This is a genomic window from Streptomyces sp. NPDC102270 (genome assembly GCF_044766405.1).
Taxonomy (GTDB): domain Bacteria; phylum Actinomycetota; class Actinomycetes; order Streptomycetales; family Streptomycetaceae; genus Streptomyces.
Genome location: NZ_JBIWLX010000053.1, coordinates 1 through 13,190, shown reverse-complemented (window position 1 = coordinate 13,190; position 13,190 = coordinate 1). Strand labels below are relative to the sequence as shown.

Below are 13,190 nucleotides of genomic sequence, written 5' to 3'. Positions count from 1 at the left end.
CCAGGTTCTCTCGTATTCCACGCCGGGTCTGGAAGTGATCGAGGACCCGGCGGAGGCGGTGGCTGTCGCGCGGCGGGTCAACGACTTTCTGGCCAAGGCGGTCGCCGCGCATCCGAATCGGTTCGCGGGCTTCGCGGTTCTTCCGCTGCAGGATCCGAAGGCGGCGGTGGTGGAGCTGCGCCGGGCGGTGCAGGAACTCGGGCTCAAGGGCGTGCTGTTCAACGATCATGTGCGGGGGCATTATCTGGACGAGCCGCAGTTCAGGCCGGTATGGGCCGAGCTGGAGCGTCTGGGTGTGCCGCTGTATCTGCATCCGGCTGTCATCCCGGCCGACAACTGGCATGTCTTTGACGGGTATCCCGTGCTGGTCGGGCCGTCGTGGGGATGGACGGCGACGACGGGTGCCCATGCGCTCCGGTTGGTCTACGGCGGTGTGTTCGACGAGTTCCCGGGCGCGTCGGTGATGCTGGGGCACATGGGTGAGCTGCTGCCGTTCCAGATGGCCCGGCTCGACAGCCGCTACGACCAGGTGCCCGCCGAGCAGCGGGTGCAGCACCTGCCCTCGTATTACCTGCGCAACAACGTGTACGTCACCACCAGCGGAGTCATGTCCCATGCCGCGCTGCTGGGAGCCGTCCATGCCGTCGGTGTCGACCGGGTGCTGTTCTCCATCGACTACCCCTTCGAGTCCAGCGCCGAAGCGGTGAAGTTCCTGCGTTCCGCACCGTACGCGCCGGCCGACCTCGCGAGCATCGCGCACGGCAACGCCGACCGCCTTCTGGGGCTGTGAGCGAAGATCGGGCTCAAGTCTGACGGTCTCTCATCCGTGTCGATTACCAGTAGTCGCGCCAAGTGGGCGAGCAGGGCAGTGCCGGGCGGGGCCGCCCTGGCGAACAACCGCAACCGCGCGTTCACCGGGACACCCTTCGCACAGGTCGTGTGACATTCCTTGAAGACCGCTACGGCGCGCGCCACCCGGTGGGTCGAGGTGGCGTGCGCCGCTGCCGTTCACAGGGCCTGACCGATGTCCCGTGCGGTCGTAAGGAGAGGCTGGGACAGTTCAGCGAGCCGTGCGCGGTTGCAGCGGACGGACGGGGCCGCCACGACCACGGCGGCCACCGCGGCGCCGGTGCGGTCGCGCACACACGCGCCGACGGCGTGCACTCCGCGCTCGCTCTCCTGAAAATTGAGGGCGTAGCCGAGGCGGCGCACGGACACCAACTCGTTCATCAGGCTCTCGAAGTCCTTGGGAGCTTTGGCCTGGTCCTCGGGGAGTCCGTTGGGGTAGAGGGCCCGGAGCCGGTCCGCCGGCAGTGCCGCGAGCAGAGCCTTGCCGCCCGAGGTCACATGCGCGGGCAGGAGTGTGCCGGTGCGGTAGCTGACGCGGAGTGCCTGGGAGCCCTCCACGCCGTCCAGGAAGCGGCTGCCGTTGCCCTCGAGCACCATCAGGTGGGTCGTCTCCCGGACAGCGTCCGCCAGCCGTTGCAGATGGGGGTGGGCGATGGTGATCAGGTCCGGCGGAGGGGCTGTCTGGCTTCCCCTGATCGCCTGCAGAGCCGGACCCGGCCGGTACACCTTGTGACGGTCCTGCACGGCGAATCCCTCGAAGACGAGCATCGCGAGGACCCGGTGAGCGGTCGAGCGCGCGACGCCGAGACGGTCGGCGACGTCCATCACCCGCAGCTCGTCGAGTTCGTGCAGCAGCCGGACGACGCGCAGGGCGTTGCCGGCGGCGCTCACCGGATACGAGGGGCTGGGCGAGTGATCCGCTGAATTCTCCATAGAGGAATCATACCTATCAAGGATTCCGGTCAGGGGAAACGGAACGTAGCGTCAGGGACGGCGCGGTGAACCGCGCTTCTTCCGGCGGTCGCCGAACACACGACCTGGAGGTTTCCGTGACCGACACCACCAGCGAACAGACCGAGCGCAAGCTGCTCGACGAGCTGTACGCGGATTTCGAGGACGCGGGTCTGATCCCGCTGTGGACGCAGGTGGACGGCCTGATGCCGATGTCGCCGCAGTCTGCCGCGGTGCCGCACCTGTGGCGATGGGCGGAGCTGCTGCCCATCGCGCAGCGCTCCGGAGAGCTCGTGCCGGTGGGCCGTGGCGGCGAGCGCCGCGCCATGGCCTTGTCCAACCCCGGCCTTCCGGGCCTTCCTTACGCCACCCCGACCCTGTGGACCGCGATCCAGTACCTGGGTCCGCGCGAGGTAGCCCCCTCGCACCGGCACAGCCAGGGTGCCTTCCGGTTCATCGTCGAAGGCGAGGGCGTGTGGACCAACGTCGACGGAGACGCGGTGGCGATGCGGCGGGGCGACCTGCTGCTGACACCGAGCTGGGCCTTCCACGAGCACCAGAACGTCACCGATGAGCCGATGGCCTGGCTCGACGGCCTCGACATCCCGCTCGTCTCCAAGCTGGACGCCGGCTTCTTCGAGTTCGGCCCCGACGAGCTCTCCACTCGGGAAACCCCCGAGCGCTCGCGCGGCGAGCGACTGTGGGGCCACCCCGGGCTGCGCCCGATCGGCCGGCCCGACCAGCCCAACTCCCCGCTGAACGCGTACCGCTGGGAGCACACCGACGCTGCCCTGACCGCTCAGCTGGAGTTGGAGCAAGAGGGCGTGCCCGGCGTGCTCGAACCCGGGCATGCCGGAGTCCGTTTCTCGAACCCCACCACCGGCAGGGACGCCCTGGTCACGATGCGCACCGAGATGCGCCGACTGCGGGCCGGCACCCGGACCACCCCGGTGCGCACGGTCGGCTCCGCGGTCTGGCAGGTGTTCGAGGGTGAGGCGGTCGCCCAGGTCGGCGACAAGGTTTTTGAGATCGCCAAGGGCGACCTGTTCGTCGTCCCGTCCTGGTGCGAGGTCTCGCTGTCCGCCCGCACCCAGGTCGACCTGTTCCGTTTCAGCGACGAGCCCGTCTACGAGGCCCTCGGTCTCGCCCGCACTTCCCGAGGAGAACACAAGTGAAGCTCGCCACCATCCGGGTCAACGGCACCACGCGCGCTGTCCGCGTCGACGAGGACAAGGCCGTGGACCTCGGCGAGAGCGACCTGGTGGCCTTCCTGCGCCACGTCGACTGGGCGACGCGTGCCGCGGACGCCGACGGTGACGCGTACGAAGGCGCCCTGGACTACGCCCCCGTGGTCATCGCGCCGGAGAAGGTCGTGTGCGTCGGTCTCAACTACCGCACCCACATACTGGAGATGGGCCGCGAACTCCCCTCGCACCCCACGCTCTTCTCGAAGTTCGCGCGGGCGCTGGTCGGCGCCTACGACGACGTGACCCTGCCCGCCGCGTCCACGCAGATGGACTGGGAGGCCGAACTCGGCGTCGTCATCGGGGCCGAGGTCCGGCACGCCGACCCGGAGCAGGCGCGAGCCGCGATCGCCGGGTACACCGTGCTCAACGACGTCACCGCCCGCGACTGGCAGTACCGCACCACCCAGTGGGACCAGGGCAAGACCTTCGAGGCCACCACCCCCATCGGACCGTGGCTGGTGACCGCCGACGACCCCGCAGTCTCCGCCCAGGGCCTGAACCTGACCTGTGAAGTCGACGGCGACACGGTCCAGAAGGCCGACACCGGTGACCTCGTCTTCGACCCGGCCACCCTGGTCGCGTACCTGTCCGAGATCGTCACCCTCGTGCCCGGCGACGTGATCGCCACCGGCACCCCGGGCGGGGTCGGCCACGCCCGCAAGCCCGCCCGCTATCTGCAGGACGGTTCACTCCTCGTCACCCGGATCGAGGGAATCGGCGAGACCCGCAACACCTGCCGCCGGGAGACACGGTGAGCGCAGGCCCGGCCATGGTGCTGGAGCAGGCGGCCAAGGGCACGGCGGCCTTCGAAGCCGCCGTGCACCGGCTGACCGACCCAGGATTCACCAAGCCCTCGTACCTGCCGGGCTGGAGCCGGGCCCACGTCGTCGCCCACGTCACCCGCAACGCCGACGCCCTCGTCAACCTGCTGACCTGGGCACGTACAGGTGTCGAGACGCCCATGTACGCAACCGGCGACCAGCGCGCGCGAGAGATAGAGGAGGGCGCCCGGCGGCCGGCCGTGCAGCTGCGTGCCGATTTGCGCGCGGCCGACAGCCGTCTCGCCGGGGCATTCGCCGCACTGCCCGACGAGTGCTGGGGGGCGACGGTGCGCACGGCGCGAGGGCGTGAGGTGCCCGCATCCCAGGTGCCCTGGATGCGGGTGCGCGAGGTATGGATCCACGCCGTCGACCTGAACATCGACACCAGCTTCGACGACGTCCCGCACGACGTGTGCGCGGCCCTCGTCGACGACGTGGCCGCATCTTTCCAGGGCCGACCGGACTGTCCCTTTGTCCGGCTGCGGTCCGAGGACGGCGCCCACACCTGGCTTCTGGGTGACTCGGGCGGCGCCGAGCCGGTCGTGGTCAGTGGCGATCTGCCCAGCCTGGCCGCCTACGCGACCGGGCGCCCCGTGCCCGGTCCCCTGTACCCGACCGGCGGGGGATCCCTGCCGAAGCTGCCCGCGTGGCTGTGAGTACGAAGGAAAGACGATGAAAGTTGCCTGCATCGGCGCAGGTCCCGGCGGATTGTTCTTCGCCACGCTGCTGAAGCGGAGCCGGCCCGGCGCCGAGGTCGTGGTCTTCGAACGCAACCGTCCCGACGACACGTTCGGCTTCGGAGTGGTCTTCTCCGACGCCACACTGGACGCCATCGACGCCGCCGACCCCGTCCTCAGCGAGGCGCTGGAGAAGCACGGCAGGCACTGGGACGACATCGAGGTCCGTGTGCACGGCGCCCGGGAGCGCGTGGGCGGTATGGGCATGGCGGCCGTGGCCCGCAAGACGCTGCTGAGCCTGCTGCAGGAACGGGCCCGCACCGAGGGCGTGCAGATGCGCTTCCAGCACGAGGTCCGCGATCCCGCCGAACTGGACGACTTCGACCTCGTCGTGGTGTGCGACGGCGCCAACAGCCGCTTTCGCACCCTGTTCGGCGACGATTTCGGGCCGACCGCCGAGGTGGCGAGCGCGAAGTTCATCTGGTTCGGCACCTCCTACATGTTCGACGGGCTCACCTTCGTCCACCAGGACGGCCCCCACGGTGTCTTCGCCGTCCACGCCTATCCGATCAGCGACTCACTCAGCACCTTCATCGTCGAGACCGACGCGGACTCCTGGGCCAGGGCCGGACTTGACGCCTTCGATCCGTCGACCCCGCCGGGCCTGAGCGACGAGAAGACCAAGGCCTACCTGGAAGACCTGTTCCGCGAGCAGATCGACGGGCGCCCGCTGGTCGGCAACAACTCCCGCTGGGCCAACTTCGCCACGCGCAGGGCAAGTTCGTGGCGGCGGGGCAACTGGGTGCTGCTGGGCGATGCGGCGCACACCGCGCACTTCTCCGTCGGGTCCGGCACCAAGATGGCCATGGAGGACGCGGTCGCACTCGCCGAGGCCCTGGGACAGGCGCCGCACAGCGTGCCGGAGGCACTCGACCTCTACGAGGACCGCCGCCGACCCAAGGTCGAGAAGATCCAGAACTCGGCGCGGCCCAGCCTGTCGTGGTGGGAGCACTTCGGCCGCTATGTCCGTACGTTCGACGATCCGACACAGTTCGCCTTCCACTTCCTCACCCGCAGCATCCCGCGCGGCAAAATCGCCGTGCGCGACGCCATGTACGTGGACCGCGTCGACGGATGGTGGCGGCACCGCCACGAGGCGGAGCCCCTGAAGACGCCCTTCCGTACCGGGCCATACCGCCTTCCCTCGCGCCGGGTGACGATCGGCGACGACCTCTTGACCGGGACCGACGGCACCGGCATCCCGATGGCCCCCTTCTGCGATCAGTCGTTCGGGGCGGGCGTGTGGATCGACGCTCCGGCCACCGAGGAGGGGTTGCCGCTCGCCTTTGACCAGGTGCGTGAGACGGCAGAGGCGGGCGCCTTGCTCGTCGGTGTGCGGGGCGGTACGGCGCTGACCCGCGTGCTGGTCGCGGAGGAGGCCCGGCTCGCGCACAGCCTGCCCGCCGCCATCGTCGGCGCGTACGACGACGACACCGCGACCACACTCGTGCTCTCCGGCCGGGCCGACCTCGTTGGAGGCACCAAGTGAGCTCCCTGGACGCGCTGTTCGCACCCCGAGCCATTGCCTTGCTGGGCGCATCGGCCACGCCCGGGAAGCTCGGCGCGGCAATGACCGACTCCCTGGCTTCCTTCCCAGGGCCGGTGTTGAAGGTCAACTCTGGCCGCCCGGACCCCGATCGGGGCTTCTTCCCCACCGTCGGCGAGGCCGCCGCAGCCCACGGCATCACACCCGACCTGGTGGTCTCCTGCATTCCGGCGGCCGTGACTCCCGACGCCCTGCGCGAGGCGGCAGCCGTCGGTGCCCACGCCGCGCTCGTCTGCGCCGGCGGGTTCGCCGAAGCCGGGGGCGACGGTGCGCTGCATCAACAGGCGTTGGCCGAGGTGGTGCGGGAGACCGGCATCCGGGTCCTCGGCCCGAACACCTCGGGCTTCCTCGTCCCACACCTGCGCCTCGCTGCCAGTTTCGTACCAGGCGTGGCCGATCTGGAGCCGGGGCCGGTGGCGGTTGTGGCCGCGAGCGGCGGCGTCAACCACGCGCTGGCGTTCGCCCTGGCCGAGGCCGGCGTCGGCCTGCGCCTCGGGGTCGGGCTGGGCAACAGCCTGGACGTCACCCAGGGCGACGTCCTGCGCCACCTCGCCGAGGACGACGGCGTACGGGCCGTCGCCCTGCACGTGGAGACCGCCGCGGAAGGCCGCCGCCTCACCGAGGCGGTACGCCACCTGACCGACCGGGTGCCCGTCGTGGCCCTGGTCGTGGGCCGCAGCGACATCGGCGACTTCGCCCGCTCCCACACCGGCGCCCTGGCCACCTCCTGGCGCGTGACCCGGACGGCCCTGCGTCAGGCCGGAGCCGTCCTCGTCGATGACGAACGCGACCTTGTCGACGCCGTCACCGCGCTCAGCCGCGTACGACTCCCCGCGCATCCCCGTGCAGGCGTCGGCCTGGTCACCGCCCAGGCCGGACCCGGTCTGCTGCTCACCGACGACCTGCGCTCCCACGGAGTGCAGGTTCCCCCGCTGGTCGAACGCACGGTGAAGGAGCTGCGTGAGCTGCTCCCCGCCCTCACCTATCAGAACAATCCCGTCGACACCGGTCGGCCCTCGCCCACGATCACGCAGATCGTGGAGCGGGTCTCGGAGGATCCCGGTGTCGACGTCACCGCCGTGTACGGGCTGCTGGAACCCACCACCGTGGACCTCCCGGCCGCTCTGAACGCCGCCCGTACCGCCACTCCGCTCGTCGCGATCGTCGGCGGACCCGTGGAGCAGGCGCGGCACACCCGCCGGGAACTCGGCCTGGCCGGCATCCCCTGCGCGGCCACGCCGGCCTCCGGATCGGCGATGGTGCGCGCGCTGGTCGAGGACGCGGCGGCCCGTGCCCGCCTGGAGGCCGCTGATACTCCCGTCTCCGGTGCACCCACCCTTCCCCAGTCGGGTCCTGTCGACGAGCACACCGCCAAGGGAGTCCTCGCGGGCCTGGGTATCCGTACGCCGGAACGGCGTGAGTGCGCCGACCCCGCCGCCGCCCACGCGGCTCTCGACGAGCTCGGCGGACCGGTCGTCGTGAAGATTCTCGACGCGGAGGTGCTGCACAAGACGGAGGTCGGCGGCGTCCAGGTCGGCGTCCGCACCCATGAGGAGCTCGACGACGCCCTAGCCCGGATGCCCGCGAGCCCCGCACTGCTGGTCGAGCAGATGGCCCCGGCGGGTCCCGAACTCATCGTCGGCGTACGCCGCGACCCGGTTTTCGGGCCCGTGCTTGCGCTGGGCGCGGGCGGAACGGCCGCCGAGATCCTCGGCGACGTCTCCCTGCGCCTCGCGCCCCTGTCCGCGCACGAGGCCGACTTGATGCTCGACGAGCTCGCCACGCGCGAGATGTTCCTCGGCGCGCGCGGCGCCGCCCCGGTCGACCGCGCCCGGCTCACCCAGGTGCTCCTCGCCCTCTCCTTGCTCGCCGCCGAGAAGGCCGTGGCCGAGTGCGAGATCAACCCCCTGCGCGTCCTGCCCGACGGCGACCTCGTCGCGCTCGACGCCGTACTGCTCCTGCGTGACCCAAGGGATCAAGGAGGATCCGACGATGCGTGAGGGATTCGTACCCTGGCCCAAGGAAGCGGCCGACCACTACCGCGACGCCGGCTACTGGCGCGGCAGGTCACTCGGGTCGTACCTCCACGAATGGGCCGAGACCTACCGCGACACGGTGGCCGTCGTCGACGGCGACACGCGCCTCACATACCGCCAACTCGTCGACCGAGCAGACGGCTTGGCGTGCCGCCTCCTGGACTCCGGCCTCGAACCCGGTGACGCGATGCTCGTCCAGCTGCCCAACGGCTGGGAGTTCGTCACCCTCACCCTGGCCTGTCTGCGGGCCGGGATCGCTCCTGTGATGGCACTGCCCGCGCACCGCGGTCACGAACTTCGCTACCTGGCCGACCATGCCAAGGTGACGTCGATCGCCGTACCGGACCGACTGGGCGACTTCGACCACCAGGCTCTGGGGCTGGAGGTCGCCGAAGCCACGCCGAGCGTCCGTCAACTGTTTGTCGCGGGCGGCACGGTCGGCGCCGAGGCCGCGGATCTGCGCGCGCTGGCCGAGCCGGCCGACGACCGGGCCGCCGCACGGGCCCGGCTCGACGGGATCGCTCCGGACAGTGGTGACATCGCCGTCTTCCTGCTCTCCGGCGGGACGACAGGACTGCCGAAGCTCATCACCCGCACCCACGACGACTATGAGTACAACGCCCGCCGCAGCGCCGAGGTCTGCGGCCTCGACGCCGACACCGTCTACCTGGTGTCACTGCCCGCCGGACACAACTTCCCCCTTGCCTGCCCCGGCCTCCTGGGCACCCTCATGAACGGTGGCCGGGTGGTCCTGGCGCGCACCCCGGACCCCGACAGAGTGCTTCCGCTGATGTCCGTTGAGGGTGTGACGGTGACCGCCGCCGTGCCGGCCGTCGTCCAGCGCTGGATCGACGCGGTGGCCTCCGGCCGCCACCCTGCCCCGCCCGCGCTACGGCTGCTACAGGTCGGTGGCGCCCGCCTTGCCCCGGAGGTCGCCCGCCGCGCCGAACCCGTACTCGGCGGCACGCTTCAGCAGGTGTTCGGCATGGCAGAGGGGCTGCTGAACTACACGCGCCCCGACGACCCCGACGACATCAAGATCGAGACGCAGGGGCGCCCCATGTGCCCGGAGGACGAGATCCTCGTCGTCGACGCCTCCGACCACCCGGTCCCGCCCGGCGAGATGGGTGCCCTGCTCACCCGCGGCCCGTACACCCCATGCGGCTACTACCGGGCCGACGAGCACAACGCCCGCGCGTTCACCCCCGACGGCTGGTACCGCACCGGTGATGTCGTCCGGCTGCACCCGTCGGGCAACCTCGTCGTCGAAGGACGTGACAAGGACCTGATCAACCGGGGAGGGGAGAAGATCTCCGCCGAGGAGGTCGAGAACCTCATCTACCGCCTGCCCGGTGTCGCCCGCGTCGCGGCCGTTGCAAAGGCCGACCCCGACCTGGGGGAGCGGGTGTGCGCGGTCGTGGTCGTCGAACCGGGTACGCACCTGAGCCTCGAATCGGTCCGTGCGGCCCTTACCGCCATGCAGGTGGCCCGCTACAAACTGCCCGAAGACCTGCTGGTCATGGACGAACTGCCACTGACGAAGGTCGGAAAGATCGACAAGAAGCGTCTGCGGGATGTCGTCCGTGGCAAGGCAGACTCCGTCGAGGCGGTGTGACGGCGTTCGCGGCCGCAGAGGGCGGCCCGATGACGTTGCGGTGACGCTCCCGCCTCCCCGGAGGGAGCCAAAACGCCGGCTTTCTGGCGGTACCTGGGGAAACAGCTCCAGGTACCGCCTTTTCCGTCGACCAGGTCGGGCACTTCGAGCACCGGCCGGTCGGTCAGAGGAAACAGATCGGCGCGGTCGTCATTCCCCTTCGCAGACGCCCTCGACAGCGAACTTCTGGTACAGGTGCGGGTAGGCGACGGTGCCGGCGGGGTAGCCCGCCAGGTGCGAGGCGAACTCCGGCGTGCCGAGCGCGGCACGGAGGTGCTCGGTGGATCGCCAGACTGCGACGTTGGTGAAAAGCCGGCTGCCGCCGATGCCCCGGTACAGCTGCACGGAGAGCAGGCTCCCCGACTTCTTCATGTACTCCGCGTCGTCCGTCCAGGCGGCCACCACCTCGGCCTCCTTGCCTTCCGGAGCGACAAAGGTGTTGATGATGGTGACCGGGCCGGCCTTCTCCTTCTGCTGGTCGCGGAACTGGGTGGACTCGTCGAGGTGGCCGAAGCTGAGCATGATTTCTCCAAGGAATCGAGGGGGAAGCGGGTCTACGAACTCGCGGAGTTGCAAGTGATCAGGGACCGGGAGGCGGTCCAGTTCGCTGTTGGCGAGTCGTGATCGATGGGCGGTCCGGGTGAGGGGCTGGGCTGCCGCTCGCTGCGTAGCCCCGCCCGTGGTGTGCGTTCAGGCGTGGTGCTTGTCGAGGAAGTCGGTCATGAGCTGCAGCCACTCCTCGGTCCGCTCCAGCATCGGCAGGTGGCCGGTGGCGATTTCCGCGAGTTGGGCGCCGGGGATGGTCTCGGCCAGGTGGCGGTGCAGGGCGGTGGAGACGAGCCGGTCGTCGGTGGTCGAGACGACCAGGGTGGGGACCGTGATACCGGCGAGGTCGTCTCGGACGTCGACCTGGCCGACGAGGTCGGTCTGCTCGGAGCTGCCGTCGGCGATGGAGGCGGCGGTGTAGCCGAGGGTCTGCTGCAGCTGCTCGGCAGGCATCGACTCCAGTGCCTGGGTGCCGAGGGCCATCATGAGCAGGAACTCGGCGAGCAGCTCGCGGTCGCCGGACGCGGCGATCTTGCTCTGGATCGAAGAGGCAAGAGCGAGCCGGTTGTCGCGGTGCGGGAAGGCGGCGGTCAGGACGAGTGCGGTGACGCGCTCGGGGTGGCGGGCGGCGGCGCGGATGGCGACCGGGCCGCCGAGGGAGTAGCCGGACACGGCGAAGCGGTCCAGGCCCTCCGCGTCGGCGGCGGCGACGAGCTGGTCGGCGAGGTCGTCGACGGACAGCGCGGTGGTGGAACGGGGGGTGTCGCCGCTGCCGGGGTAGTCGACGCCGACGACGGTGTGGCGGGAGGCGAGGGCTTCCAGGACGGGGCCGTAGGTGCCGGCCAGGCTGCTGCCGGCGCCGTGGGCGAGGAGCAGGCCGGGGCCGGAGCCGAGGCGAGTGCGGGCGAAAGTGGGTGCGCTCAGGGTGCGAGGTGACATGGCCGTCTGCCTTTCGAATGCGTCGACACACGAGAATCATCCAGTGCGTGTGATTACTCCCTAAGGTCTATCACACAGTGCGTATGATTTGAGCCTGTGATGTCAATCACACACTACGTATGATGTACCGGTAAGGTGGCGGCATGAAGCAGCCCCTCCATCGCCGACAGCCGACCCAGAGCAACCCACGCGTGCAGCGCACCCGCAATCGCGTGCTGGGTGTCGCGCGGGAGCTGCTGCCTCAGGTCGGACCGGCGGGGCTGACCTACGCCCTGCTGGCCGAGCGGTCAGATGTCACCCGCCAGACCCTCTACCGGCACTGGCCCACCCGAGCCGCACTCCTCTTCGACCTCGTCCTCGAAGGCCCCGACCTCGGCACCTACCCCGAACCGGGCAGCGACGTGCGTGAGGTGGCCACCGCCTGGCTGAAGAGCCTGCGCGCCGGCGTCAGCGTGGCGGCCGTTCGAGCCGCGGCCCTGGCCATCACCGCCCAGGCCGACCACGACCCCGACAGTGCTCGGGCGCTCGTCCGCATCGGCGAAGACCGCTACACCGGCTTCAACAAGCTGCTGGAGCCTGCGGGCATCCAGATCAGCGACGACGAGTTCACCCTCCTGTACGGGCCCGTCCTCGCCCGCCTATTCCTCGACCGCGGCCAGGTCACCGACGCCTTCATCGACGCCGTCGTGACCCAATGGCTCACCGCGCTGCACCCTGCCGACGCACCGCAGGACTCTCGGGAGCAGTCACCGAAAGCTCCTGACGGAGGCCAACCGGAACAGCCGCGTCCAGGCAGCTGACCGGAATCCTGACAACCTGTCATCGCCACCCCCTGACCGGCTGAGCCGGTGTGGTCGGCCACCGACCTGAGCGACGCCCCGCGACCGGTACGAAGCTCTCGAAGGCACGGTCGCGAGTGCGGCGATTGGCTTCATGGAGGCTTCATGCGCTGAGTGGTACGTGCTTTATGAGGCGGCTGTTGTCTGGCGGTCATGCACGTACTCCTCGTCCCGCCGGTGGACAACATTGGTCACGCTGCTGTGCGGCACCTGACTACGGCGGTTGGCACCGCGCTGTCCGGTTCCGTCGTGAATCGGCGCGTTCCTTGGGCTGGAGTCGGCCAGGCGGGTGGCCCGGCGGGCAGGAGGTCGGCGATGGCGCGCTGCATGAAGGAACCGTCGGCCTGATCACCTGGGTGGGGGCAGCGGCGGCGTTGGTCGCGTGTCCGCTCCACAGCCGACTGCCAGTCGGCGCGGCTGCGTCGGCGCCATGGGGTTCGCCGCGCGTGAGAACTGGATCGACCTGTTGGCGGCGACTGGCCCGGCCGGGGAGCGACTTGGCCGCTACGGCTCCTCGATCGGCCGGGGCCGTGCGCACGCCCACCCGAGGAGAGAGCGGACTCCATCCGGCGGGGATCACCGCCGTCCTATGCAGGCACTGCCCGGCCCGGGCGACGGGGCCGTGACGCACGTACATACGACCTGACTCGCATTCAGAATGAAGAGGGAAACTGGAAATGAACCTGCGACGGAACATCTCGCGTCGAAGGATGATCGAAGGGGCATCGGCCGCGGCGCTTGTCGGGGCGGCGGCGACCGTGATGCCGGCTGCCATGGCAACGGGGGGAGGAGGCCCCGTCCGGCCAGGGGCTGCCGAAGGGTAACTGGCGTATCGATACCCACGCGCACTACAGCCCCGACGTGTACAACGACTACCTGAAGCGCTACGGCCTCCTCGGCGCCATTACCGGGGCGTACGGTCCGTGGTCCGTCGAGCGGCACCTGGCCTTCATGGACCAGTACCGGATCCAGGCCAGTGTCCTGTCGTTCGGCGACCTCCAGGTCACCGTCGGCCCGGTCGACGA

General features: G+C 70.1%; 11 protein-coding genes. 8 read left to right on the top strand and 3 right to left on the bottom strand.

The features are described from left to right. A partial coding sequence (locus ACIRP7_RS45245; protein WP_403672808.1) for an amidohydrolase family protein occupies positions 1 to 790 on the top strand: 790 nt, incomplete at its 5' end. 218 nt (positions 791 to 1,008) lie between these two features. On the opposite strand, the gene ACIRP7_RS45240 is transcribed toward ACIRP7_RS45245, so the two are convergent. After that, positions 1,009 to 1,782: an IclR family transcriptional regulator gene (locus ACIRP7_RS45240; RefSeq protein ID WP_403672806.1), complete on the bottom strand. Its 774-nt coding sequence runs from the start codon at positions 1,780 to 1,782 to the stop codon at positions 1,009 to 1,011. 116 nt (positions 1,783 to 1,898) lie between these two features. Here ACIRP7_RS45240 and ACIRP7_RS45235 point away from each other — a divergent pair, with 116 nt between their 5' ends. Genes ACIRP7_RS45235 through ACIRP7_RS45210 form a run of 6 tightly spaced genes read left to right on the top strand, consistent with a single transcriptional unit; the run spans position 1,899 to position 9,802 of the window. Then, on the top strand, positions 1,899 to 2,975 hold the full coding sequence (locus ACIRP7_RS45235) for a cupin domain-containing protein (RefSeq protein WP_403672804.1): 1,077 nt from the start codon (positions 1,899 to 1,901) through the stop codon (positions 2,973 to 2,975). Further along, positions 2,972 to 3,802 carry a fumarylacetoacetate hydrolase family protein gene (locus ACIRP7_RS45230; RefSeq protein ID WP_403672801.1) on the top strand — a complete coding sequence of 277 codons (831 nt, stop codon included), beginning with the start codon at positions 2,972 to 2,974 and terminating at the stop codon, positions 3,800 to 3,802. The genes ACIRP7_RS45235 and ACIRP7_RS45230 overlap by 4 nt, the downstream gene beginning before the upstream one ends. After that, positions 3,799 to 4,524: a maleylpyruvate isomerase family mycothiol-dependent enzyme gene (locus ACIRP7_RS45225; protein ID WP_403672798.1), complete on the top strand. Its 726-nt coding sequence runs from the start codon at positions 3,799 to 3,801 to the stop codon at positions 4,522 to 4,524. The genes ACIRP7_RS45230 and ACIRP7_RS45225 overlap by 4 nt, the downstream gene beginning before the upstream one ends. Before the next feature lie 16 nt (positions 4,525 to 4,540). Then, positions 4,541 to 6,094, top strand: coding sequence for an FAD-dependent monooxygenase (locus ACIRP7_RS45220; RefSeq protein ID WP_403672796.1), 1,554 nt, complete (start codon positions 4,541 to 4,543; stop codon positions 6,092 to 6,094). Continuing rightward, positions 6,091 to 8,151 carry an acetate--CoA ligase family protein gene (locus ACIRP7_RS45215; RefSeq protein ID WP_403672793.1) on the top strand — a complete coding sequence of 687 codons (2,061 nt, stop codon included), beginning with the start codon at positions 6,091 to 6,093 and terminating at the stop codon, positions 8,149 to 8,151. The genes ACIRP7_RS45220 and ACIRP7_RS45215 overlap by 4 nt, the downstream gene beginning before the upstream one ends. Beyond that, positions 8,144 to 9,802 carry a (2,3-dihydroxybenzoyl)adenylate synthase gene (locus ACIRP7_RS45210; protein WP_403672791.1) on the top strand — a complete coding sequence of 553 codons (1,659 nt, stop codon included), beginning with the start codon at positions 8,144 to 8,146 and terminating at the stop codon, positions 9,800 to 9,802. Before ACIRP7_RS45215 ends, ACIRP7_RS45210 begins: the two co-directional genes overlap by 8 nt. A gap of 189 nt (positions 9,803 to 9,991) precedes the next feature. On the opposite strand, the gene ACIRP7_RS45205 is transcribed toward ACIRP7_RS45210, so the two are convergent. Further along, positions 9,992 to 10,363 carry an antibiotic biosynthesis monooxygenase family protein gene (locus ACIRP7_RS45205; protein WP_403672788.1) on the bottom strand — a complete coding sequence of 124 codons (372 nt, stop codon included), beginning with the start codon at positions 10,361 to 10,363 and terminating at the stop codon, positions 9,992 to 9,994. 168 nt (positions 10,364 to 10,531) lie between these two features. Then, positions 10,532 to 11,326 carry an alpha/beta fold hydrolase gene (locus ACIRP7_RS45200; RefSeq protein ID WP_403672786.1) on the bottom strand — a complete coding sequence of 265 codons (795 nt, stop codon included), beginning with the start codon at positions 11,324 to 11,326 and terminating at the stop codon, positions 10,532 to 10,534. Positions 11,327 to 11,469: 143 nt separating this feature from the next. Here ACIRP7_RS45200 and ACIRP7_RS45195 point away from each other — a divergent pair, with 143 nt between their 5' ends. After that, positions 11,470 to 12,126 (top strand): TetR/AcrR family transcriptional regulator, encoded by a 657-nt coding sequence (locus tag ACIRP7_RS45195; RefSeq protein ID WP_403672783.1) that lies wholly within the window; start codon positions 11,470 to 11,472, stop codon positions 12,124 to 12,126. Positions 12,127 to 13,190 lie beyond the last annotated feature (1,064 nt).